Origin of the sequence: Paraburkholderia atlantica, assembly GCF_009362785.1 — a bacterium.
GTDB classification, from domain to species: domain Bacteria; phylum Pseudomonadota; class Gammaproteobacteria; order Burkholderiales; family Burkholderiaceae; genus Paraburkholderia; species Paraburkholderia atlantica.
This window is the reverse complement of the sequence record NZ_WHNQ01000007.1, coordinates 241965-264655: the sequence shown is the minus strand read 5'-3', so window position 1 is coordinate 264655 and position 22691 is coordinate 241965. Positions and strand designations below refer to the sequence as shown.

The following is a 22691-nucleotide window of genomic DNA, read 5'->3' as shown; positions in this document are numbered from 1 at the left end:
GAGAGCGCGGATCACAACAATGAACGCACCCGCCTATCAGGGCATCAAGGACTTCATCCTCGCGCGCATTCATGCGGGCGAGTGGGCCGAAGGCGATCAGGTGCCCTCCGAAAACGAGCTTGCGCGCGAGTTCAGCGTCGCGCGCATGACGGTCAATCGTGCGTTGCGCGAGCTGACCTCGGAGCAGGTGCTGACACGCGTACAAGGCTCGGGGACTTTCGTCGCGCGGCCCAAGTACGAGTCGACGTTGGTGGCGATCCGCAGCATCTCCGATGAAATCGTTGCGCGCGGTCACCGCTATCAGGCGAAGGTGCTGAACATCGGCGCCAGCATCGCCGATGCGGCGCTCGCCGAAGAGATGCAGGTGAGCGCGGGCAGCCCCGTGTTTCATTCGCGTCTGCTGCATTTCGAAAACGACGAGCCGGTGCAGTTGGAGGAACGCTGGGTCAATCCGGCCGTCGCGCCCGAATACGGGTTGCAGGACTTCACGAACACGACGCCGAACCAGTACCTCGTGCGCGTCGCGCCGCTGCAGCGCGTCGAGTACCGCATCGAGGCGCTCGCCGCCGACGACATCACGCGCGAGCTGTTGAACATGAGTGAACGCGAGCCGTGTCTGGTGCTGCATCGGCGCACGTGGTCGCAAGGCGCGGTCGCCTCGATCGCGAACCTGTGGCACCCGGGCACCCGTTACCGCTTCACTGGGCATTTCTGAATTCGCGTTTTCGCCTTTTCGCGCTTTTTCGTCTTCGCCGAATCTTTATCGAACATCTTCCGCATTCCGAGGGACACCATGAACAATCCGAAACACATCGATCCGCGTCTTGATCCGACTCGCACGATCCGCGCACCGCGCGGCGCGGAAAAGACCTGCAAGACCTGGATCGCGGAAGCCGCGTACCGGATGATCCAGAACAATCTGGACCCCGAAGTCGCCGAGCACCCGCACGCGCTCGTCGTGTACGGCGGCATCGGCCGCGCCGCGCGCAACTGGGATTGCTTCGACCAGATCCTCGCGTCGCTGAAGGATTTGAACGAAGACGAAACGCTGCTGATTCAATCGGGCAAGCCGGTCGGCGTGTTCCGCACGCATGCGGACGCGCCGCGCGTGCTGCTCGCGAATTCGAACCTCGTGCCGCATTGGGCGACGTGGGAGCACTTCCACGAACTCGACCGCAAGGGCCTGATGATGTACGGCCAGATGACCGCGGGCAGCTGGATCTACATCGGCAGCCAGGGCATCGTGCAGGGCACCTACGAGACCTTCTTCGCGGTCGCGAACGAGCACTTCAACGGTGACCCGAAGGGCCGCTGGATTCTGACCGGCGGTCTCGGCGGCATGGGCGGCGCGCAGCCGCTTGCGGCGACGATGGCGGGTTTCTCGATGATCGCGGTGGAATGCGACGAGACGCGCATCGACTTCCGTCTGAAGACGCGCTACGTCGACAGAAAAGCGAAGACGCTCGATGAAGCGCTCGCGATGCTCGACGAAGCGAAGAAGACCGGCACGCCGATTTCGGTCGGCCTGCTCGGCAATGCCGCCGACGTGTTCGCCGAATGCGTCGCGCGCGGCATCACGCCGGACTGCGTGACCGACCAGACCAGCGCGCACGATCCGATCCACGGCTACCTGCCGCAGGGCTGGACGGTGGAAGACTGGCGCGAGCGTCAGAAGACCGCGCCGGACAGTATCGTCACGCCGGCCAAACAGTCGATGGCGAGGCAGGTGCAGGCGATGTTGACGTTGCAGGAACGCGGCGCGGCCACGCTCGACTACGGCAACAACATCCGTCAGATGGCGCTCGAAATGGGCGTGGAAAATGCATTCGATTTCCCCGGCTTCGTGCCGGCGTATATCCGCCCGCTGTTCTGCGAAGGCAAGGGGCCGTTCCGCTGGGTCGCGCTGTCGGGAGATCCCGAGGACATCTACAAGACCGATGCGAAGGTCAAGGAACTGATCCCCGACGATCCGCATCTGCACAACTGGCTCGATATGGCGCGCGAGCGCATCGCGTTCCAAGGTCTGCCGGCGCGGATCTGCTGGGTCGGGGTGAAGGATCGTTATCGTCTCGGTCAGGCGTTCAATGAAATGGTCAAGAATGGCGAGCTGAAGGCGCCGATCGTGATCGGCCGCGATCATCTCGACACGGGCTCGGTCGCGAGCCCGAACCGCGAAACCGAATCGATGAAGGACGGCTCGGACGCGGTCAGCGACTGGCCGCTGCTGAACGCGCTGCTGAACACGGCGGGCGGTGCGTCGTGGGTGTCGCTGCATCACGGCGGCGGCGTCGGCATGGGCTTCTCGCAGCACTCGGGCGTCGTGATCGTCGCGGACGGCACCGAAGCCGCGCACCAGCGCCTCGGCCGTGTGCTGCTGAACGATCCGGCCACCGGCGTGATGCGTCACGCGGATGCGGGTTATGAACTCGCGCAACAAACCGCACGCGAGGCGGGTCTCAATCTGCCGATGCTGGGCCGCTGATCGTGACCCAGGCCAACCACGCTGGCGACATGGCAAACGTCACGTTGATTCGCGGCGCCGAGCTCGTGGCGGCGCCGTGGAAAAACGGCGGCGGCGTTACGCGCGAAGTCGCGGCGTTTCCGTCGCAGCGCGGCGGCCAGGGCGCGGCGAGCGGCCATTTCGTGTGGCGCGTGAGCGTCGCCGATGTCGCGCAGGCCGGGCCGTTCTCGCGTTTCGACTGCGTCGACCGCACGCTCGTGTTGCTGTCTGGCGCGGGCATGCTGCTCGATGAGCTCGGCGACGCCGGCGTCGTGTCGACGCATGTGTTGCGGCAGCCGCTCGACATCGCGCGCTTTGACGGCGAGACGCGCATCGACGCAAGGCTCGTCGACGGCGCGACGCGCGACTTCAACCTGATGGTGCGGCGCGACGTGGCGCAGGGCGACTTGGACGTGTGGCGTGTCGGCGCGAAGCAGGACGCGCCGCGCGTGCTCGACGGCGACGTGGCGCTGCTGTTTTGCGCGGGCGGCGCGGTTACGGTCGCGTTGGCGCCGGATCACGCGCAAACGGTGCGGCTCGACACCGGCGATACGTTGCGCGTCGACGGGCCGAACGCGCTCGCTTGCACGCTAACGGGCGATGGCGCCGTGCTTGCGATCACGATCCGCTACACGCGATGACGATTCAACCGTGATCGGACAGCGCATGCGCTCCATCACGGCCAACCCATCCACAGACACGCAACGAGCGGCAAAGAGCACGCGATGAAGCAAACCGTCTGGCATCACCTGAACTTGTGCCCGCAGGGCGATCCTCGCCACACGCTTGCCGACGCCGCGATCGCCGTCGAAGACGGCCGTATCGCGTGGCTCGGCGCGTTCGCCGATTTGCCCGCGCAATATGCCGGATGGCCGCGCGAAGAGCTGCGCGGCGCGTGGGTGACGCCGGGCCTGATCGATTGTCATACGCACCTCGTGTATGGCGGCCAGCGCGCCGACGAATTCGCGCAACGGCTCGCGGGCGTCAGCTACGAAGAAATCGCGCGACAGGGCGGCGGCATCGTGTCGACGGTGCGCGCGACGCGCGCGGCGGACGAAGCGTCGCTGTTCACGCAAGCGGCGGCGCGGCTCGAACCGCTGCTCGCCGAAGGCGTGACGGCGATCGAAATCAAATCGGGCTACGGCCTCGACCTCGCGAGCGAGCGCAAGATGCTGCGCGTCGCGCGACAACTCGGCGAGCGCTATCCGGTCACGGTCTATACGACGTTTCTCGGCGCGCACGCGCTGCCGCCCGAATTCGCGGGCCGTGCCGACGCGTATATCGACGAAGTCTGCAACACGATGCTGCCCGCGCTCGCGGACGAAGGCCTCGTCGATGCGGTCGACGTGTTCTGCGAGCGCATCGGTTTTTCGCTGGAGCAAAGCGAGCGTGTGTTCAACGCGGCCGCGCGCTACAAGCTGCCGGTCAAGATGCACGCCGAGCAGTTGTCGAACGGCGGCGGCACCGCGCTCGCGGCGCGGCATCGCGCGCTGTCGGCCGATCACCTGGAGTTTCTCGACGAAGCCGGCGTCGCCGCGATGAAGGAAGCGGGCACCGTCGCGGTGCTGCTGCCGGGCGCGTACTACTTCATCCGCGAGACGCAGTTGCCGCCGCTCGAACTGCTGCGGCGCTACGAGGTGCCGATCGCAATCTCGACCGACAGCAACCCGGGCACGTCGCCGGCGACTTCGTTGCTGCTGATGATGAACATGGCGAGCACGCTGTTTCGCATGACCGTGCCCGAGGTGCTGCAAGGCGTGACCACGCATGCGGCGCGCGCCCTCGGCAACAGCGATCGGCACGGCGCGCTGCAAGCCGGTCGCGCGGCCGACTTCGCGGTGTGGTCGGTCGATTCGCTGGCCGAGCTCGCTTACTGGATTGGCCGGCCGCTGTGCTCGCGTGTCGTGCGCGCGGGCGAAACCGTTTATACGCGGCGCGAGTCGAGTGTGACCTGAACCGGAACTAGAACCTGAGAGATGACGCAATCCAATCAATCGTTGTTCGCCGCCGACGCGTATCTGCCCGAGGGCTGGCGCCGCAACGTGCTGCTCGAATGGGACGCACGCGGCACGCTGCGCGCCGTCATGCCGGATCAACCCGAAGCGCCGGCGGGTGTGCCGAAAGCGGCAGGTCCGCTGATGCCTGGCATGCCCAACCTTCACTCGCACGCGTTTCAGCGCGCGATGGCGGGGCTCACCGAATATCGCGCCAACGCGACCGATAACTTCTGGTCGTGGCGCGACCTGATGTATCGCTTTGCCGCGCGCATCACGCCGGAAGGCCTCGCGAGCGTCGCGCAGTGGCTTTACATCGAAATGCTGAAGGCGGGCTATACGTCGGTGTGCGAGTTCCACTACGTGCATCACGCACAGGACGGCCAGCGCTACGCGAATCAGGCCGAGCTTGCACAGCGTGTGGTGGACGCGGCAGCGGCGAGCGGTATCGGCATCACGATGCTGCCGGTGCTGTATCAGTACAGCGGCTTCGGCGCGCGTGCGCCGCGCGACGATCAGCGGCGCTTCATCAATACGCCGGAAAGCCTGCTCGATCTGCTCGGCACGCTGCGCGCCGCGCGCCCCGAACACGCGGCACTGCGTTACGGTGTGGCGCCGCATTCGCTGCGCGCGGTGTCGGAGGCATCGTTGCGCGCGCTGCTTAGCGGCATCGACGCGAGCGCGCCCGTGCATATCCATATCGCCGAACAGACCGCCGAGGTCGATGCGTGCATCGAAACCGAAGGCGCGCGGCCGGTGCAATGGCTGCTCGATCGATTCGACGTGGACAGCCGCTGGTGTCTCGTGCATGCGACCCATGTCGATGCGAACGAAACACTCGCGCTCGCGAAAAGCGGCGCGGTCGCGGGTTTGTGTCTGACCACCGAGGCCAATCTCGGCGACGGCATTTTCCCCGCGCACGACTATCTCGACGCGCACGGCCGCATCGGCGTCGGCTCGGATAGCCATATCGGCGTCGACTGGCGCGCCGAGTTGCGTCTGCTCGAATACGGCCAGCGCCTGACGCGCCGGCAGCGCAACGTGCTGGCGTCGGCGCAGGCTCCGCATGTCGCGGACCGCCTGTATGCGGCGGCGCTCGACGGCGGCGCGCGCGCAACCGGCCGCGCGGTCGGCGCGTTGCAGCCCGGCCATCGCGCGGACTGGCTCGTGCTCGACGCCGAGCATTCGAGCATCGCCGAGCACGAGCGAGAAGCGTGGCTGTCGGGCGTTGTATTCTGCGAGCACGGCGATACGCCGATCCGCGACGTCTATGCGGGCGGCATCAAGGTCGTCGACGATCGCCGGCATCGCGACGAAGAGGGTGCATATGCGCGCTATCGCGCGGCGCTCGCGGAACTGCTCAAATAGCGGCGATCACCACTGACCCGATTCTCCGATCCCAATGATTCCGGACTGACATGACTGCTTCGAACCTCACGCCGGTTTTCTCGCTGCATCAGGGAAGCCTGCCGCTGCTGATCTCGATCCCGCATCTGGGCACGCAAATCCCCGCCGACATCGCCGCGACGATGACGCCGGTCGCGCAACGCACCGACGATTGCGACTGGCATCTCGATCGCCTTTACGCATTCGCGAAGGTTCTCGGCGCGTCGTTCCTGACGCCTACCTACGCGCGCTACGTGATCGACCTGAACCGTCCGCCCGACGGTGCGAACCTGTACCCGGGGCAGGACACCACGGGTCTCTTGCCGGTCGATACGTTCGACAAGGAGCCGCTTTATCGCGACGGCCATCTGCCCGATGACGCCGAAGTCGCGCGCCGGCGCGATGCGTACTGGAAGCCGTATCACGACGCGCTCACCGGCGAGCTCGCGGCGCTGAAGGCGAAGCACGGCAAGGTGCTGCTGTGGGAAGCGCATTCGATCCGCTCGCGCGTGCCGCGATTTTTCGACGGACGTCTGCCGGACTTCAACTTCGGCACGTCGAACGGAGCGAGCGCGGCGCCGGGCCTGGCCGACGAACTGGCCGCGCTGGTCGAGCGCCACGGCGGCTATACGGCGGTCGCGAATGGCCGCTTCAAGGGCGGCTACATCACGCGGCAATACGGTCAACCCGAAGAGGGCGTGCATGCGGTGCAACTCGAGCTGTCGCAGATCACGTACATGGAGGAGCGCTTGCCTTATGCATACGATGAAGACCTCGCCGCGAAGGTCACGCCGCTGCTCGAAGCGCTGGTGACGACGGCTCTCGCTCGCGTGAAAGCGGCCTGACGCAGCGGTGTCTGACGGGTGCCGCGAAGACCGCGTCGGGGTGCATTGGTCAGCGGATCGCGAAGGTGTAACAGCATGTGTCCGTGATTGCCTATCGGCGCGATGATATGGAATGGTTTGGGCGTCGAGCGCGCACAGCGTATCGTGCGCCGGCTGTTTCACGACGCGGCGCGCCATGAAAAAAAGCCCCGCGAAAGCGGGGCTTTTTATGTGCACCGCGTCCTTGGACACGGTTTCACCGCCATTAGTGGCAGCGCTTTTCCCAATGGTGATGAACCTTCACCTTATGGCACTCGTGGTGATGTTCATAAGCTTGAGCGGGAGCGATCGCGCTCAGGGTGGCGACGGCTGCGGCGATGGCGAGAACGATTTTCTTCATTACAAAACCCTTAAGTCGATGTTGTGGAGCGACCAATGCAGCACGGCGCGTGCCGCATCGGCGTGTAAGCATGCCACATCAAACGGGTGCCGTTAGGAACGGCGCGCAAATGCGTGTGTCAATGCAACACGCGGTGTGTTGTAAGCCCTGTTTTAGCGTGCTTTGCGCTGAATCGGCCGGCGGGTACCGTGTCATGCGTGTACCTTCGGCGTCTGGGCTCCACCGCACGCAACGCGGCATAGCGGCGTTGCACGCGACACCGCGAGACGACTACCCTTTCAAAATGATGACATGCGCGACGCGGTCATCGATTCATCAGGCGAAAAGATGGAAGACCCAGCGATGGAAGATTCCGACGAATTGCTGCTGCCAGTCTGGCGCGCGAACCTGGTGTTGCTGACCAGCGAGGTTGGCGCCGCGAGCCGGCTCGCGCGCATGATGACGTTTTCCGCGAGCTATCTGAAGCTGATGCTGTCCGGCCAGCGCGAATTCAGCGAGGAATTCGTGCGCGGCGTCGAGGCGGTCACCGGCTTGCCGGGCGGCTGGATGAATGTGCCGCACAGCGGTCACGAGATTCCGCCGAATGCGCGCGAGGCGATCGACAACGAGCAGCCGCTCGCGCGCTTTCGTGGCACCGCGCATCCGGTGCGCAAGAAGACGGTGCTGCGGCCCGAGCCGATTTTTGGGCAGCCGGGGCCCGCGCGTCGCGTCGAGGAAGAAACGCTCGATGTCGAAGCGCACCGCCGTCATGTGCATTTTCGCAAGGTGCGCGATGTCGCGACGCAGGAAGTGCGGCGCTTCGAGCGGCATCTGCTGCATGCGCCGGTGGAACTCGCGTCGATGCGTGCGAAGGTCGAGGATGTGATGGCCGCGGCCGAGCTCGACGACCGCATTCAGGCCGACCTCGAGGGGCGGCTCGAACAGATCGACAAGCACCGGCACATGCTGCTGCGGCACGTGGAAAAACTGCAGGCGCTGCTGAGCCAGCTCGACGACGGCGAATGATCATGATTGACGGCGATTGACTGCGCCCGCTGCGCCGCCGCTGCGGCGGTGACTTCAACGAGGCTCGAGCTCGACGCGGCAACGCCGGGCGGCCCGAAACACGCGGGCCGGCGATGTGCTACAACGACGACACGAATCTGGCCGAGGTGGATCTTGCGGAACATCGTCGTTAGGTTGGCGCACGCGTCGATCGCGCGCAGCATGCGCGCCGCGGCGTTGCTTGCGGCGCTAACTGCCGCAAGCGGCATCGCCTTCCCCCTTTGCGCGACCGCCGCCGAAATCGCCACCTCCCCCAATGAACGCGCTCCCGCGACGATCGAGCGCGACGTCCATTGGTTCGTGATCCAGAAAGACGGCTCCATCGAGGAACGCGACGACACGGTGATGCGCGCGGACACGGCCAGCGGCGTCGACGCGATCGCGCAGCGCTACGTGTGGTTCAACAAGGACATCGAGCAGGTGCAACTGCTGGCCGCCGAAACGATCGATCCTGACGGCAGCGCGCATGCGGTCGGTCCCGAGGCGATCCGCGACGTGCAGGAGCCGCGCTCGTCCGGTGCGCCGAGCTTCGAGGACGGGGTGTTGCGCACGGTGATCTTCCCCGGCGTCACGACCGGCTCGCGCGTGCATCTGGCGTTTCGCAAGACCCGTGCGAAGCCGCTGCAGGTGGGCACCTTCGGTTATCTGGTCGAGCCGTCGCTCGAGCCCGTCGACGAGCAGCGTCTGATCTTCGATGTGCCCGCCGACGTGCCGCTCTATACGGACGCACGCGGCTACGTCGCGGTACCGCCCGTCACCGCGAACGGGCGCACCCGCTACGAGTTCGACTACCGGCACGGCCCGTATCCGCGCGTCGAAGCGGGCGCGGTCGGCTACGCGAACTGGGGCGACCGGCTGATGGTGTCGACGGTGCCGGACTTCGCGAGCTTTGCCGCGCGCTATCGCGGTCCCGCCGACAACGACCCGACCCGCGACGATCCGGCGATCGTGAGTCTTGCTCGGCAACTGACGGCCAGCCTCGGCGATCCGCGCGACAAAGCCCGCGCGCTGTACGACTGGATGCGTCTGAACATCCGCTACGTCGCGCTCTTTCTCGGCGAGACGGCGGCGATTCCGCACAAGGCGGCCGACATCCTGCGCAACCGCTATGGCGACTGCAAGGACCACGTCGCGCTATACGGCGCGCTGCTCGCGGCGGTCGGCATTCGCAGCGAGCCGGTGCTGCTCAATCTCGGCTCGTACTACTCGCTGCCCGAGGTGCCCGGTTACGGTGCGAGCGCGATCAATCACGCGATCATCTGGATTCCCGAACTGGCGCAATTCGCGGACACGACGGCGGGCGGCACTGCGTTCGGCTATCTGCCTGGCGGCGTGATGGACCGGCCGGTGCTGCTCGTCGGCGACGGCGTGCTCGCGCACACGCCGGCCACTCAACGGCACGAACGCACCGCGCGCGTGCAGATCGACATCGATGAAAGCGGCACTGCGCATTACGCGTACCGCGTCGAAGACCGGGGCTATCCCGCGGAGATCGAACGCAACACGTTCCGACGCGCGACGCGCCAAGGCGCGCAGCAGATTGCCGCGAGCCGTCTGCTGAAAACGGGCCTGCATGGCACCGCGCAGTTGCAGACCGACGACGTCGCCGTGACCGGCGGACCGTTCGCGACGTCGATGCAGGGCAGCGTGCCGCATCTGATCTGGCCGGACGGCACGACCGCCGTGCCGGCATTGACGAGCCTCGCGGGCGGCATGAACTCGCAGGTCGAGTCGTGGCTCGCGGAGCCCGTCAGAACGCAGCCGTGGGCATGCATCGGCGGGGAGTTCGATGAAACGCTGGAAATGAGTTTGCCGCGCTTCGTGCGCGTGACGGACCTGCCCACCGACAGCACGGTCGAGGACCCGTTGCTGTCATTTGCGTCGCGCTACGTGTTCGATCCGGCGACGCGCACGTTGCAGGTCAACCGCCATCTGCGCGCCGCGTTCGGCCATCAGATGTGTACGGCTAACGAGTTCGCGGCGATTCGCGACGACCTCGTGCGCATCGAGCGCGATCTGGATGCCGAGGTGGTCGTCAGGGCGGCGAGCGCGAGGCAGTCGCGCGAGTAGCGCGCCCCGCGCCGGCCGTAAGCCGGGCAGGGCCGCTACGGTTCACCGGACGGCGAGCTTAGGTGCCGCTCTTCGTCACGACCGGCACCCACGCGCCGTTCTTGACCTGATACAGCGTCGAGGCGCCGCTCTTCAACGCGCCGGTGCTGTCGAACGAGATCTTGCCGGTCACGCCGTCGTAGTCGATCGACTTGAGCACCGGACGGTACACGTTCGGCGATTCGGATTTGGCCTGCTGCATCGCCTTGATCGCGACCCACGCGCCGTCATAGCCGAACGGCGCATACGACAGCACGTCCGCGCCGAAGCGCTTCTTGAACTTCGCGTTGAAGTCCTTGCCACCCGGCAGTTGCGCGAGCGGGCGGCCGTATTCCCAGGCCATTGCGCCGTCGGACGCATCGCCCGCGAGCTTGATGAAGTCTTCGTCCATCACGCCGCCGCCGCCGACCAGTTGCGCGTTCAGGCCGAGCTGCTTCATGCGCCGCGCGAAGCCCGCCGCCTGGCTGTCGAGGCCGGCGAAGAACACGAGGTCCGCGTTGGCGCCCTTGAACTTGGTGATCTGCGTGCTGAAGTCGACCGCGTGGTTGTCGGTGTAGTCGCGCGCGACGATCGTGCCGCCGCGCGCCTTCACGGCCTTCTCGAATTCGTCGGCTTCGCCCTGGCCGAACGCGGTGCGATCGTCGATGATCGCGATGCGCTTGGCCTTCGTCACGTCGACCGCATAAATGCCCGCGTTGCCGGCGTTCTGCGCGTCGGTCGAAATCACCATGAAGGTGTTCGCGAAGCCGCGGCCCGTGATGATCGGATTCGTCGCGGCGGGGTCGAGCACCGGAATGCCGGCCTGCTCGTAGACCTGCGAGGCCGGGATCGTCGTGCCCGAGTTGAAGTGGCCGACGACCACCGCGACGCCCGAATCGACCAGCTTCTGCGCGGCCTGCACGCCGACGCGCGGGTCGGCCTGGTCGTCCTGCGAGACGATCTCGAAGTGCGCGACCTTGTCGCCGATCTTGATCTTCTGCGCGTTGGCTTCGTCGATCGCGAGCCGCACACCGTTTTCCAGATCCTTGCCGTAGCCGGCATTGGCGCCCGTCAGCGGCGCGGCAAAACCGATCTTGACCGGTAGATCGTCGGCGAAACTGGCGACAGGCGCGACGGCAAACATCGCACCCACGAGCATGGCCAGCGGTTTCAGCGTGTTGCGAAGACTCATGGTCTCTCCTTGCATCGACGGTTGTTATGAAAGCGGTACGACAGCAAAGCGGTACGACGCGTGAGGCCGGGGGAAGCCCTCGCGCATCGCAAGGCTACGAAGGATCGGTCGCCGCTCACAATGCTGGAATACGCGCAGTGGTGTTCGCTTCACAGCGTGCTCGCGGGGTCAATCTGGGGCGAATATAGAAAGCCAAATTGCTGTCGTCTTGGCAATTCGTGGCGTTTTGGATGAGCATTTCGGCACAGATCGCGGGGTCTGCATCGCGTGCACATGGAGCGTGCGTGAAGCATCCAGGCTGGCTTGCCGCGAGAAGGTCCGCTGGGGCTGCGGATTACGGCATACGCTTAAGAAACCGGCGCGAGCGCGCCGGCCGGTGTTGCGGTGTTGCGTTTGCGGCGGGGAGATTCGAGCCTTTGCCTAGCGCTCGCCTTGCTGGCGCAGCAGTTCTTCGCGCAGACGCAGAAGCGGCGCCTTCGTGTCTTCGTCGGCCCACGTGTCGAGATCGTCGATCGCGCGCTGGCAGCCGTCGAGCACCACGTCGAGATCGACCGGCACGCCGTTGTTCAGCGCGAATTCGATCGTCTCGGCGAACTGCTGGCACTCGTCCTCGCCGTACGAGATGTCGAGGTTGTCGGCGATGATTTCTGCGATGTTGCTGCGCGCCTTGTCGTCGGCCGTCACCATGTCGACGATGCCGCGCGAGACCGCGGGTGAATAGTAGAGCGCGATATCGAGCCATTGGGCGGGATCGAAGTCGGGCTGGTCGAACTGGTTCTCGAAGAACTCGATCGCTTCCTGTTCGTGCGCTTCGTCCGCGTCGACGCTGATGCACAACTGCTCAAAAAACTCTTCCCGCTCGCTGCGGATATGACCGTCCATCGAATGCCTCGTCTGCTGAATGCCGGATGCTGAAAAATCCCATGGAATGCGGGCGCAAGCCCCGTTCCACGCGGCACGCATTATAGGACGGCCGCTGGTGCGATGCTGGCGGCGTGCGCCCAGCAATGGGCGACGCGCCGGGATGACCTGAGCTCGACCTAAGCCGTCTCCGCAACCCACGCATCGAACCACTCGCGCGGCTGGGCGATTTCATTTTGCATCGCCACGAGTTCGAGTTCGTAGCGTCCGGCCTGCCAGGTCGCCTTGACCACCGCGTTGACCGCGGCGAGCGTGTGCTCGAAGGCCGAGCGGATCGAATCGCCAAGCAGCGTGCGCGCGACGAAGACCGCGCTCGTCAGATCGCCGACGCCGACCGGCTGGCGCGCGAACGGATAGAGCGGGCGCTGTCCCATCCACGCTTCGCGCTCGGTGACGACGAGCATGTTGAAGCGGTCGGCGGGACTGTTTCGATCGAGCAGATGCTTGACGAGCACGAGCTTCGGCCCGCGCGCGAGCACCTCGCGGCACGCGGTGACGGCTTCCTCGAGCGTCTCGATCTCGCGGCCGACGAGGCGCTGCAATTCGATGTGATTCGGCGCGATCCCGTCGGCGACCTGCGGCATTTCGTTCACGAGGAACTCCTGGATGCCGGGCTCGACCTTGTAGCCGCCCATGGCGCCCATCACCGGATCGCAAAAGTACCAGGCGCGAGGATTGGCCGCCTTCACGGCCTTGACGATTTCGATCACCGCCTGCGCCTGTTCCGTCGTGCCGAGATAGCCGGAGAGCACCGCGTCGCAGCGCGGCAGCATGCCGATCGCGCCGATGCTGTCGACGAGATCTTCCATCTTCGAGGCGTCGATCGCGCTGCCGCTCCAGTGCCCGTATTGCGTGTGATTCGACAGCTGCACGGTGTTGAGCGGCCACACGTTGACGCCGAGCCGGCACATCGGAAACACGGCCGCACTGTTGCCGGCGTGACCGAACACGACATGGGACTGGATGCTCAGAACATTTTTCGTCATGGTAAGGCTCGCGCAACCGGTCATGCGCGATCAACAAAGCGGGAAGGGAAGTCTCGCGCGGGCGGGCCGATGGCCCTGGTCCCGCGCGGCAGACATGCCTGATACAGATGGTGCAGGAAAAACACACGAACTGCATAGCCGGCAAGTCAGCAAACGATACAGGAGTTTGACAGCCGCGAGTTGATCCGTCCCCGTGCTGTTGCGCCGAACCATCAAACGCGCCTGAAGCTTAACGAAACCTGACAATTTCCCGCGTGGCCGATGCTTCAGACGAGCTCGCGATACAAGGCCAGATAGCGGTCGGCCGACGCGCCCCAGCCGAAGTCCTGGCGCATTGCGCGCCGCTGCGCGGCCTTCCATTCGGTGCGGCGTCCGTACAGCGCGAACGCGCGGCGGATCGCTGCGGCGAGTCCGGCAGGATCGAAGCGATCGAACACGAAGCCGGTGGCGAAGTCGTCGGCGAGGTTTTCGAGCGATGCATCGGCGACCGTATCCGCGAGACCGCCGACGCAGTGCACGAGCGGCAGCGACCCGTAGGCAAGCGCATACAGCTGCGTGAGCCCGCACGGCTCGAAGCGCGACGGCACCGCGACCACGTCGCTGCCGGCGATGATCGTATGCGCGAGCGCTTCGTCGAAACCGAGTTCGACCGCGACCGATTCCGGATGCGCCTGCGCGACCCTCTTCAGGCCGTTCTCGAGCGCCGGATCGCCGGTGCCGAACACGACCAGTTGGCCGCCACGCTTGACGATCTCGGGCACCGCGCCGAGCAGCAGATCGAGGCCTTTCTGCTCGGTCAGCCGGCTCACCACGCCGAACAGCAGCGCGTCGCTTCGTTGCGCGAGGCCGAAGCGCTTTTGCAATGCCTCCTTGCAGGCGAGCTTGCCGGCGAGCCGCGACGAGCTGTAGCGCGTCGCGAGCAGCGTATCGCTGGCGGGATTCCACACTGTGTAGTCGACGCCGTTCAGAATCCCGCTCAGATCGTGCGCGCGATGGCGCAGCAGCGCATCGAGCCCGCCGCCGTGCGCGAGCGTCTGGATTTCGCGCGCATAGTTCGGGCTGACGGTCGTGATGCGGTCGGCGTAGTAGAGCCCCGCCTTCAGGAACGACAGCTGTCCGTAGAATTCGACGCCGTGCATGTTGAAGAAATCGTGCGGCAGGCCGAGCAGACCGAACTGATGCGCGGGGAAGATCCCTTGGTAGGCGAGGTTGTGGATCGTGAACACGCTGCGCGCGGGCGCGCGGCCGTGCTCGCGTTCGGCGGCCTTCAGGTAGGCGGGCGCGAGTCCCGCGTGCCAGTCGTGCGCGTGAACGATCTGCGGCGACCAGGTCGGGTCCATCTGCTGCGCGAGTTGCGCGGCGACCCAGCCGAGCAGCGCGAAACGCTGCGCGTTATCGCCGTACGGCACGTGTTCATCGTTCAGATACGGGTTGCCGGGGCGGTCATATAGCGACGCGGCGCGGATCACGTAGACGGCGAGCCCGGTGGTGGGCAGCGTGCCGCGTTCGAGCGTCACGTTCGGCGCGCCGAAGCGGTTGCCCAGTTGCGCGAACGGTTGCAGATCGTGCAGGCCGGCGAGTACCGCCGGGAAACCGGGCAGCAGCACGCGCACGTCGGCGCCGCGCTCGATCAGCGCGGACGGCAGCGCGCCCGCGACGTCGGCGAGACCGCCCGTTTTGAGAAGGGGATACAGCTCGCTTGCGACGTGCAGGGCGCGAATCGTCATTGGCCGGGTCTCTGTCGGGTTGGCAGGGTTGCTCGGGTTGGTAAAAGGTCAGCGGTGTTGCGGGTGAAGCCGGATGAAGCGAGGAAAGGCATGGCCGGCGGCGCCGTGGCCGCCGGTGCATGCATGCGGCGGGCGCGCTACTTAGGATGCTTGCGCAGCGCTTCCTGCGTGACCAGCACGACGCCATCGTCGGTGCGATAGAAGCGCTCGGCGTCGCGCGCCGGGTCTTCGCCGATCACGGTGCCTTCCGGAATCGTGCAGCCGCGGTCGATCACCACCTTCTGCAGGCGGCAACTCGCACCGACCGTGACCTGCGGCAGCAAGACTGCCTCATTGATATTACAGAATGAACTCACTTTCACGTTCGACGACAGCACCGAGCGCGAAATCTGCGAGCCCGAGATCACGCAGCCGCCGCAGACGATCAGGTTGTTGCCCGAGCCTTGCAGCCCCTTCATGTCGCGTACGAACTTCGCGGGCGGCAACTGCTCCTGATAAGTCCAGATCGGCCATGACTCGTCGTACAGGTCGAGCGTCGGGATCGTCGACGCGAGGTCGAGGTTCGCGGCCCAGTACGCGTCGATCGTGCCGACGTCGCGCCAGTACGGCTCGACGCTCGGGTCCGACGACACGCACGACATGCTGAACGGATGCGCGATCGCCACGCCCTGCGTGACGACGCGCGGCAGGATGTCCTTGCCGAAGTCGTGGTCGGTATCGATCGCGGCGATGTTCTCTTCGAGCTGCGTGTACAGGTAGTCGGCGTTGAACACGTAGATGCCCATGCTCGCGAGCGCGATGTCGGGCCGGCCGGGCATCGCGGGCGGGTCGGCCGGTTTTTCGACGAAGCCGGTCACGCGGCGGTTTTCGTCGACCGCCATCACGCCGAACGCGACCGCGTCCATGCGCGGCACCTCGATGCAGCCGACCGTGCAGTCGGCGCCGCTGTCCGCGTGATCGGCGATCATGCGCGTGTAGTCCATCTTGTAGATGTGGTCGCCCGCGAGCACGACCACATACTTCGGACGGATCGAGCGGATGATGTCGAGGTTCTGGAACACCGCGTCGGCGGTGCCGCGATACCAGTGCGCGCCTTCGACGCGCTGCTGCGCGGGCCACAGATCGATGAACTCGCCCATCTCGCCGCGCAGGAAGCTCCAGCCGCGCTGCAGATGCCGCAGCAGCGAATGCGCCTTGTACTGCGTGACCACCGCGATGCGGCGGATGCCGGAATTCAGGCAATTGGACAGCGCAAAGTCGATGATCCGGTATTTGCCGCCGAAGTGCACCGCCGGCTTCACACGCTTGTTCGTCAGCGGCCCGAGTCGGGTGCCGCGTCCGCCGGCGAGGACGATCGCCAGGGTAGTGCGCTGTAAGTCGTTCAGCCGTGCCGGAGTATTCATATTTGTCTCCTGTCGATCGGCGTGAGACCTTCAGCACTCACGCCAACCTCATGCAAGATGGTTGCTTGATTGATATACCCCCGGGGATGATCTGGCCGCGTCCTCTCCGCTGATGATTTGGGCTGCCTGGCAGTCGTACCGCATTGCCGTTCTTTGCTGCCTGTTTTTCGCGAGTCCGTCAGTCAGTTCTAGCACCGATTGGGCTCGAATGAATAAATGTTTATTGCGGGGGCCGCGTGGCCGACCATCCTGTAACGATCGCCTGTCAGGGCGCATTTTTCGGTGCGGCGCAGCACATTGGCCACGAGGTCGCGTACGGACGATGCTCGAGCATAGGGCCGCAATATGCGTGCCACATCGGTGCTGCCGCGTGCCGTGTCTGCGCTGCACGACTGGCGTCAGAGTTCGGCGGTGCATCGTAGAATCGTGCGCTCCACTCCCCGTGCATCCGTGTTGCGTTTTTTACAGACCATCCCGATGAATCTTCGCCACTCATTCCTGCTTGCCCTGTCGAGTGTCTGCGCCTGTGCGGTGCTGTGCGCGGCGTCCGTCGCCGCGGCCGCGTCTTCGCTCGACGATTCCGGCCCGGCCTATGGTCCTGAGTTGCAGGGCTTCAGCTATCCGGCGCCGGTGGAACGTTTCGAATTCACGTCGCAGGGCGTGCCTTTGCAGATGGCCTACATGGACGTGAAGCCCGCGCATCCGAACGGCCGCACCGTGGTGTTGCTGCATGGCAAAAATTTTTGCTCGGCGACATGGGATACGACGATTCGCCGGCTGAGCGATGCCGGTTATCGCGTGATCGCACCGGATCAGATCGGCTTTTGCAAATCGAGCAAGCCCGAGCGTTACCAGTACAGCTTCCAGCAGCTCGCGCGCAATACCCATGCGCTGCTCGAGTCGCTCGGCGTCAGCGATGTGACGGTGGTCGGCCATTCGACGGGCGGCATGCTCGCGGTACGCTATGCGCTGATGTATCCGCGCGAAACGCAGCAACTGGTGCTCGTGAATCCGATCGGACTCGAGGACTGGAAGGCGAAGGGGGTGCCGTCGCTATCGGTCGACCAGTGGTATCAGCGGGAGCTGAAGACCAGCGCCGACGGCATTCGTCGCTACGAACAGGCGACCTATTACGCGGGGCAATGGCGCGCGGACTATGAACCGTGGGTGCAGATGCTCGCGGGCATGTATCGCGGGCCGGGCAAGCAGATCGTCGCGTGGAATTCCGCGCTGCTGTACGACATGATTTACACGCAGCCGGTTTTTTATGAGCTGGGGCAGCTCAGCATGCCGACGTTGCTGTTGATCGGTCAGAAGGACACCACTGCGATCGGCAAGGATGCGGCGCCGGCCGAAGTGCGCGAGAAGCTCGGCCATTATCCTGAACTGGGCCGCGCGGCCGCGAAGGCGATTCCGCATGCGACGCTCGTGGAGTTTGCGACGCTTGGTCACGCGCCGCAGGTGCAGGACCCGGACGCGTTTCATAAGGCGCTGCTCGAAGGACTCGCGGCGGTACCGACCGATCGTTGAGCGTCCAACCGGCTTGCTGTCCCGCTACCGTACTCCTGCGTCCTACGTCGCCAGGCGAAACTTCCTGGCAGCTACTTTATGGTTTTTCGCGGATTTCCAGGGAGGACGCTGGCGGACAGGCTGTAGTCGGCCGAGGCCGTGTAAAAACGTGCTTGATCGCCTAGACTAAATCAACCTGTTGGCGCGAAAGGCGAAGATGGGGCGATTTGTCGAAGGTGCAGACCGCAATCAGGCAACGCTGCTGCCGGAATGTCTCGATGACTTTATTGCAGAAGACAATCCCGTCCGGATCATCGACGCATTCGTTGAAGAACTCGAGCTGGTTTCTCTGGGATTTGAAGGCGCCACGCCTGCAATCACTGGTCGACCGTCTTACCACCCCACAGTGCTGCTCAAGATCTATATCTACGGCTATCTCAATCGCGTGCAGTCGAGCCGACGTCTGGAGCGGGAGTGCCAGCGCAATGTCGAACTGATGTGGCTGACCGGCCGGCTCGCGCCAGACTTCAAGACGATTGCCGAGTTCAGGCGCAGCAATGGTGATGGTATTCGCAACGTATGCCGTCGCTTCGTCGTGATATGCCGTGACCTGAAGCTGTTCACACAAGCGGTCGTGGCCATCGACAGCAGCAAGTTCAAGGCGGTCAACAGCCGCGACAACAACTTCACGCCCAACAAGATCACGCGGCGTCAGGCGCAGATCGAACAAAGCATCCAGCGTTATCTGGATGCGATGGAGACTGCCGATCGCACTCAACCAGCCGAGGTAGAAGCGAAGACTGAGCGGCTAAGGGAGAAGATTGAGACGCTGCGCGAACAGATGCGCGATCTGGATCACGCAGCAGAGCTTCTGAACGATCTGCCGGAAAAGCAGATCTCGATGACCGACCCCGACTCACGCTCGATGATCTCGCAAGCCAAGGGTACGGGCGTGGTTGGCTACAACGTCCAGGTAGCCGTCGACACCCGACACCATCTCATCGTCGCCCACGAAGTCACGAATGTCGGCAGCGACCGAACGAAGTTGAGCCCGATGGCTAAAGCCGCGCGCGATGCGATGGGCAAGAAGAAAATCAAGGCACTGGCAGACCGCGGATACTTCAGCGCACCGGAGATCAAGGCGTGCGACGACGCGGGTATTGCGGCGCTGGTGCCAAAGAGCCAAACCTCCGGTGCAAAGGCTGACGGTCGGTTCGACCGGGCCGACTTCATTTACATCGCCAAGGATGACCAGTACCTGTGTCCGGCGGGTCAACGTGCGATATACAGGTACACCTCCTTTGAGAGTGCCAATCTGCTGAAACTGCGGACCTACTGGAGCAGCGCCTGTCCGCGCTGTCCGCTCAGAAACCAGTGCACGCCGGCTCCTTACCGGCGCATTCGTCGGTGGGAACACGAAGCGGTACTCGAGAGAATGCAACTCAGACTCGATCGCCAGCTTGACGCCATGACAATACGACGTCGAACGGTCGAACACGTGTTCGGCACACTGAAGCACTGGATGGGCTCAACCCACTTCCAGACGCGCAGGCTCGGGCACGTATCGACTGAAATGAGCTTGCATGTGCTGGCATACAACCTCAAGCGCGTCATCAGGATTCTCGGATTTGCAAAGACATTGCGAGCGATGAAGCTGGCAGGCGCGTGATCTCACGCCTGACCATGATTGCTCGCATAACGCGATCCGGTCAGTCGCTGGCAAACCGGAACTGCGCAGACGCGGTCTCACAGGTGCTCTTCCGGCCTGCCGCCCCAGACGTTTTTACACGGCCTCGGCCAGTACCAGACGCTCGGCAACATCATGAGAATCGCTGGCAATTGGTCACGGATGGCAACCGTCCTGCGCCATGAAGCATAGCTTACGTCTATTGACATCTCCCCCAAGCCCAAAAAACTATGGCCGAGCCCTAAATTTCGCCAGCGTTTGGCCGATGTAGCTCTGTGAGGCGGTTTTATCTCCAGCGATGGTGGTTGGGTGTTCGGAACGAGAGCACGTGTTGAGAGCGTACGTAGCCGAGGGTTCGACTCCTGTCGTCTCACTGGGCAAAAATTTTTGCATTCGGAAATGGAAAATGAAGGGATATTACAAAGATCGTGCAGAAAATCCAGCCCATCAAATTACAAGTCGTATGGAGGGGGCATACCAGCGGTTCCTCGCCGGTTTCATCGAGGCAGGCGGTATCTCACACGCCTTATCCAAGGGCGAGCAGCGCGAAAACCCTATCAAAGAATTTTTTGAGTCTCTGTTGCCACGTCGGTTCTCCGTCACATCTGGGGAAATCATCGACTCTAAGGGTAATGTTAGCCCTCAAAGCGATCTCATTATCTACCGCGCTATCGACGGTATTCCCGTATTGAATCAGCAGCCTACGATTTTGCAAGCTGAGTCGGTAATGTCCGTCACTGAGGTAAAATCGACAATTAACACAGAAGAATATAAAGATTGTCTTATAAAGGCGGAAAAATTATTTAAACTAAAACCATTTGGCAACAAGCTTAATCGATATGCCCGCGGACATGAGCCAACGTCGGAAGAGTGCCGATATTTCATATCTATTTTTGCATACAGTAGCAATATCAAAGGAAATTTAGAGGATGAATATTTGCGCTATAAAGCTTGCGCTGATAGTGCTGGCATCGATGCGAAAATAATTGATCGGATTTATATTTTGGGAAAGGGAATTATCAATCCGTCAGAAGGTCGTTACGCCGAAGACACCGACGATAGAAAAATTGGTTTATTCTACTTTTACTCAAACCTCCTGCAGTTTGCGACTCGAGAGGCAAGACGACGAAAGGAAACGCCTTATATAGAGTATTTTGGAAGAATGTCCGAGGGTTGGAAAAAAATTAAAACGCATCACATCCGCAACAATGCTCCTGCGGTTGAGTTCAAATAATAGCTCGCTAAACAGGGTCGTAATCGGTCGTCGTTCGTGTGACAGCCGACTTATCCAGTTTCCGGGCGCTGGCCTTTGTTTATTTCAAGGGCCGCGTTGAGGAAAATCGAATGTCCCGTCACGGTCGGGTAAAGTATTTTGCATTATGGACCCGACAAGCACCGTCACGCTCGGTCGTGAGACGGCAGTGCGGACACAAGCGAACATTCGACGCCTCAGCCGAAATCGCCGACACCGATTACATCAGCGGCCCGGTAGTCGATTACGTCAAAGCAATCGATCGAAACAGATATAGAAAATATCACGCGCTTACATGAAATCACTTCCAAACGTAGATCAGCTTCAAGATGGATTCGTAGACTTTTCCATGTTCTCCTTCGAACTTCTTGAGCGAGCGGATAGGGATCGTAAGTATCTAAAGTTTGCGGCCGTCAATGCGCAGATTGCTCTAGAACTTTTTCTTAAATTTTATTTCACAAAGAAGGGGAGAATCGATCAAATTCGAAAGAAAAAGAATGGAATCGGGCAAAATGAATACATTGATTTTTCTCAGATATTGAATCTTTACTACTCTACGAGGACATGGTCTTTCGGCGTGAAGCGTGAGCTTGTTAACCTCTTGGATGCCAGAAACTCGATTCTGCACAAAGCGCAGCACACCGGTTCACCGGATGAACTTGCCATAAACGTAGTAAAAACACTTTATTTTATTCATAGCACATGGCATTCTGATTTCGGTGGACTGCTGTTTGAGAGGAGTTACGGCTTGCCTTCCGTTATGTCGAAAAATAGAATGTGGGGAAAAGGCGTCCAAGGATTCGTGGAGCAGCTAAAAAACGTGCATAAGATGGATGTCAGGCCTTGCTTGACCTGCCAGCAGCGTACTGTAATAACCGGAGAATTTTTTGGACTGATAGGCGCAGATGGAATGGAGTATCTGATCTGCCTCAACTGCTTTGACTCTCTTGATGTAGAGCACGAAGTGAGGTTGATTAAATGTCATGTTTGCCACAATCACACGTATATTGTCGAAGCTTTGAATGAACAAAAGCAGCAGCTCTATGCCGGGAAATGCACTGCTTGTCACGAAGATAGCTTCGTTCGTCGGTGTATTCAGTGTGAGAATTTTTACCATCCGGAAGATGGGGAATTCAATGAAAGCGGAAAATACTTCTGCTCATCTGGCTGTCTAGAGTGTGCATCGGACAGTTTTCCATGACGACCATCGCAGGTCCTAGGAGTTTCGCGCAAGCAGTAGCCTCCTCTCCCACTGGATGTAGATCTCAGCAGATCGAGCGACCGCTTCCGAGAAAGGCGATCGGCTGCTTCGGGTCGGGAACCGCCGTTCCCTAGAAGTCCGCGAACAACCATTTTGCTGCCTCTGGCCCAACTGAATTGCGCTCAACCCCTTATCGGATAAGGATTTGGACGGCGTCGGCGAAAAGTTATTGGTGTCAACAGTTGCACGCAGCCGGTTTTTTATGAGCTGGGGCAGCTTAGCATGCCGACGTTGCTGTTGATCGGTCAGAAGGACACCACTGCGATCGGCAAGGATGGGGCGCCGCCCGAAGTGCGGGAGAAGCTCGGCCATTATCCTGAACGGGGCACTCTTTCATGACCTGACAATGAATTATCGGTTGCCTATGATCTTGCATGTGTCGTCGGGGCGTTCGGTGCGCGCATGTCCACGGGCGCGCTCGCGAAGAAAAAATTTCGTCTCTACCAGTTCAGCGGCAGCAATCTCGAACTACACCTGTTTGACCGCTTGACGGCATACAACCGCAAGCTAGGACAGA

At 62.5% G+C, this 22691-nt stretch carries 18 protein-coding genes and 1 pseudogene; 13 read left to right on the top strand and 6 right to left on the bottom strand.

The genetic code is table 11. The features are described 5' to 3' along the window. Positions 1-19 precede the first annotated feature (19 nt). The 6 genes from hutC to hutG all read left to right on the top strand — a co-directional run bounded on the left by hutC (position 20) and on the right by hutG (position 6725). Positions 20-715, top strand: a complete 696-nt coding sequence (hutC, locus tag GCT19_RS13325) for a histidine utilization repressor (protein ID WP_018432337.1) — start codon at positions 20-22, stop codon at positions 713-715. Between the two features lie 78 nt (positions 716-793). Beyond that, a complete protein-coding gene (hutU, locus tag GCT19_RS13320; protein ID WP_152852203.1) occupies positions 794-2482 on the top strand; it encodes a urocanate hydratase in 1689 nt (562 codons plus the stop codon). Between the two features lie 29 nt (positions 2483-2511). Then, positions 2512-3141 (top strand): HutD/Ves family protein, encoded by a 630-nt coding sequence (locus GCT19_RS13315; protein ID WP_152852202.1) that lies wholly within the window; start codon positions 2512-2514, stop codon positions 3139-3141. A gap of 84 nt (positions 3142-3225) precedes the next feature. Further along, a complete protein-coding gene (gene hutI / locus GCT19_RS13310) occupies positions 3226-4455 on the top strand; it encodes an imidazolonepropionase (protein WP_152852201.1) in 1230 nt (409 codons plus the stop codon). A gap of 21 nt (positions 4456-4476) precedes the next feature. Next, complete coding sequence (locus GCT19_RS13305; RefSeq protein WP_152852200.1) at positions 4477-5862, top strand: formimidoylglutamate deiminase; 1386 nt, start codon at positions 4477-4479, stop codon at positions 5860-5862. 50 nt (positions 5863-5912) lie between these two features. After that, positions 5913-6725, top strand: a complete 813-nt coding sequence (hutG, locus tag GCT19_RS13300) for an N-formylglutamate deformylase (protein ID WP_018432332.1) — start codon at positions 5913-5915, stop codon at positions 6723-6725. A gap of 244 nt (positions 6726-6969) precedes the next feature. On the opposite strand, the gene GCT19_RS44385 is transcribed toward hutG, so the two are convergent. Next, on the bottom strand, positions 6970-7104 hold the full coding sequence (locus GCT19_RS44385; protein ID WP_013089067.1) for a hypothetical protein: 135 nt from the start codon (positions 7102-7104) through the stop codon (positions 6970-6972). A 342-nt stretch (positions 7105-7446) separates the two neighbouring features. Here GCT19_RS44385 and GCT19_RS13295 point away from each other — a divergent pair, with 342 nt between their 5' ends. Continuing rightward, positions 7447-8109, top strand: a complete 663-nt coding sequence (locus GCT19_RS13295) for a hypothetical protein (protein ID WP_026228072.1) — start codon at positions 7447-7449, stop codon at positions 8107-8109. A gap of 153 nt (positions 8110-8262) precedes the next feature. After that, positions 8263-10218: a DUF3857 domain-containing transglutaminase family protein gene (locus tag GCT19_RS13290; RefSeq protein ID WP_152852199.1), complete on the top strand. Its 1956-nt coding sequence runs from the start codon at positions 8263-8265 to the stop codon at positions 10216-10218. A 58-nt stretch (positions 10219-10276) separates the two neighbouring features. Here the strand turns inward: GCT19_RS13290 and GCT19_RS13285 are convergent, their stop codons facing one another. The 5 genes from GCT19_RS13285 to glgC all read right to left on the bottom strand — a co-directional run bounded on the left by GCT19_RS13285 (position 10277) and on the right by glgC (position 16465). Continuing rightward, positions 10277-11428 carry a branched-chain amino acid ABC transporter substrate-binding protein gene (locus GCT19_RS13285; RefSeq protein WP_013089070.1) on the bottom strand — a complete coding sequence of 384 codons (1152 nt, stop codon included), beginning with the start codon at positions 11426-11428 and terminating at the stop codon, positions 10277-10279. Positions 11429-11848: 420 nt separating this feature from the next. After that, positions 11849-12310: a hypothetical protein gene (locus GCT19_RS13280; RefSeq protein WP_018432329.1), complete on the bottom strand. Its 462-nt coding sequence runs from the start codon at positions 12308-12310 to the stop codon at positions 11849-11851. A gap of 158 nt (positions 12311-12468) precedes the next feature. Continuing rightward, entirely contained in the window at positions 12469-13335 is an 867-nt protein-coding gene (pdxY, locus tag GCT19_RS13275) for a pyridoxal kinase PdxY (protein WP_013089072.1), read from the bottom strand. Between the two features lie 266 nt (positions 13336-13601). After that, positions 13602-15062, bottom strand: a complete 1461-nt coding sequence (glgA, locus tag GCT19_RS13270; protein WP_152852198.1) for a glycogen synthase GlgA — start codon at positions 15060-15062, stop codon at positions 13602-13604. Positions 15063-15199: 137 nt separating this feature from the next. After that, complete coding sequence (gene glgC / locus GCT19_RS13265; RefSeq protein ID WP_152852197.1) at positions 15200-16465, bottom strand: glucose-1-phosphate adenylyltransferase; 1266 nt, start codon at positions 16463-16465, stop codon at positions 15200-15202. A 477-nt stretch (positions 16466-16942) separates the two neighbouring features. Here glgC and GCT19_RS13260 point away from each other — a divergent pair, with 477 nt between their 5' ends. From GCT19_RS13260 to GCT19_RS13240, 5 genes and pseudogenes are all read left to right on the top strand, one after another. Then, positions 16943-17995 (top strand): alpha/beta fold hydrolase, encoded by a 1053-nt coding sequence (locus tag GCT19_RS13260; protein WP_152852196.1) that lies wholly within the window; start codon positions 16943-16945, stop codon positions 17993-17995. A gap of 196 nt (positions 17996-18191) precedes the next feature. Next, positions 18192-19643, top strand: coding sequence for an IS1182 family transposase (locus GCT19_RS13255; RefSeq protein ID WP_152852195.1), 1452 nt, complete (start codon positions 18192-18194; stop codon positions 19641-19643). Positions 19644-20067: 424 nt separating this feature from the next. Continuing rightward, positions 20068-20895 carry a DUF6602 domain-containing protein gene (locus GCT19_RS13250; protein WP_152852194.1) on the top strand — a complete coding sequence of 276 codons (828 nt, stop codon included), beginning with the start codon at positions 20068-20070 and terminating at the stop codon, positions 20893-20895. Positions 20896-21208: 313 nt separating this feature from the next. Next, positions 21209-22114 carry a hypothetical protein gene (locus GCT19_RS13245; RefSeq protein ID WP_152852193.1) on the top strand — a complete coding sequence of 302 codons (906 nt, stop codon included), beginning with the start codon at positions 21209-21211 and terminating at the stop codon, positions 22112-22114. A 246-nt stretch (positions 22115-22360) separates the two neighbouring features. Next, positions 22361-22501: pseudogene (locus GCT19_RS13240) on the top strand (alpha/beta fold hydrolase); the annotation flags it as partial. Between the last annotated feature and the right edge of the window lie 190 nt (positions 22502-22691).

Coding starts and splice junctions, on each gene's coding strand:
- glgA (WP_152852198.1), bottom strand. CDS start 15,062: ATGACGATTCGCGCCCTGCACGTCGCAAGCGAGCTGTATCCCCTTCTC.
- GCT19_RS13260 (WP_152852196.1), top strand. CDS start 16,943: ATGAATCTTCGCCACTCATTCCTGCTTGCCCTGTCGAGTGTCTGCGCC.
- GCT19_RS13250 (WP_152852194.1), top strand. CDS start 20,068: ATGAAGGGATATTACAAAGATCGTGCAGAAAATCCAGCCCATCAAATT.
- pdxY (WP_013089072.1), bottom strand. CDS start 13,335: ATGACGAAAAATGTTCTGAGCATCCAGTCCCATGTCGTGTTCGGTCAC.
- glgC (WP_152852197.1), bottom strand. CDS start 16,465: ATGAATACTCCGGCACGGCTGAACGACTTACAGCGCACTACCCTGGCG.
- hutG (WP_018432332.1), top strand. CDS start 5,913: ATGACTGCTTCGAACCTCACGCCGGTTTTCTCGCTGCATCAGGGAAGC.
- hutC (WP_018432337.1), top strand. CDS start 20: ATGAACGCACCCGCCTATCAGGGCATCAAGGACTTCATCCTCGCGCGC.
- GCT19_RS13315 (WP_152852202.1), top strand. CDS start 2,512: ATGGCAAACGTCACGTTGATTCGCGGCGCCGAGCTCGTGGCGGCGCCG.
- hutI (WP_152852201.1), top strand. CDS start 3,226: ATGAAGCAAACCGTCTGGCATCACCTGAACTTGTGCCCGCAGGGCGAT.
- GCT19_RS13245 (WP_152852193.1), top strand. CDS start 21,209: ATGAAATCACTTCCAAACGTAGATCAGCTTCAAGATGGATTCGTAGAC.
- GCT19_RS44385 (WP_013089067.1), bottom strand. CDS start 7,104: ATGAAGAAAATCGTTCTCGCCATCGCCGCAGCCGTCGCCACCCTGAGC.
- GCT19_RS13280 (WP_018432329.1), bottom strand. CDS start 12,310: ATGGACGGTCATATCCGCAGCGAGCGGGAAGAGTTTTTTGAGCAGTTG.
- GCT19_RS13285 (WP_013089070.1), bottom strand. CDS start 11,428: ATGAGTCTTCGCAACACGCTGAAACCGCTGGCCATGCTCGTGGGTGCG.
- GCT19_RS13255 (WP_152852195.1), top strand. CDS start 18,192: ATGGGGCGATTTGTCGAAGGTGCAGACCGCAATCAGGCAACGCTGCTG.
- GCT19_RS13305 (WP_152852200.1), top strand. CDS start 4,477: ATGACGCAATCCAATCAATCGTTGTTCGCCGCCGACGCGTATCTGCCC.
- hutU (WP_152852203.1), top strand. CDS start 794: ATGAACAATCCGAAACACATCGATCCGCGTCTTGATCCGACTCGCACG.
- GCT19_RS13295 (WP_026228072.1), top strand. CDS start 7,447: ATGGAAGATTCCGACGAATTGCTGCTGCCAGTCTGGCGCGCGAACCTG.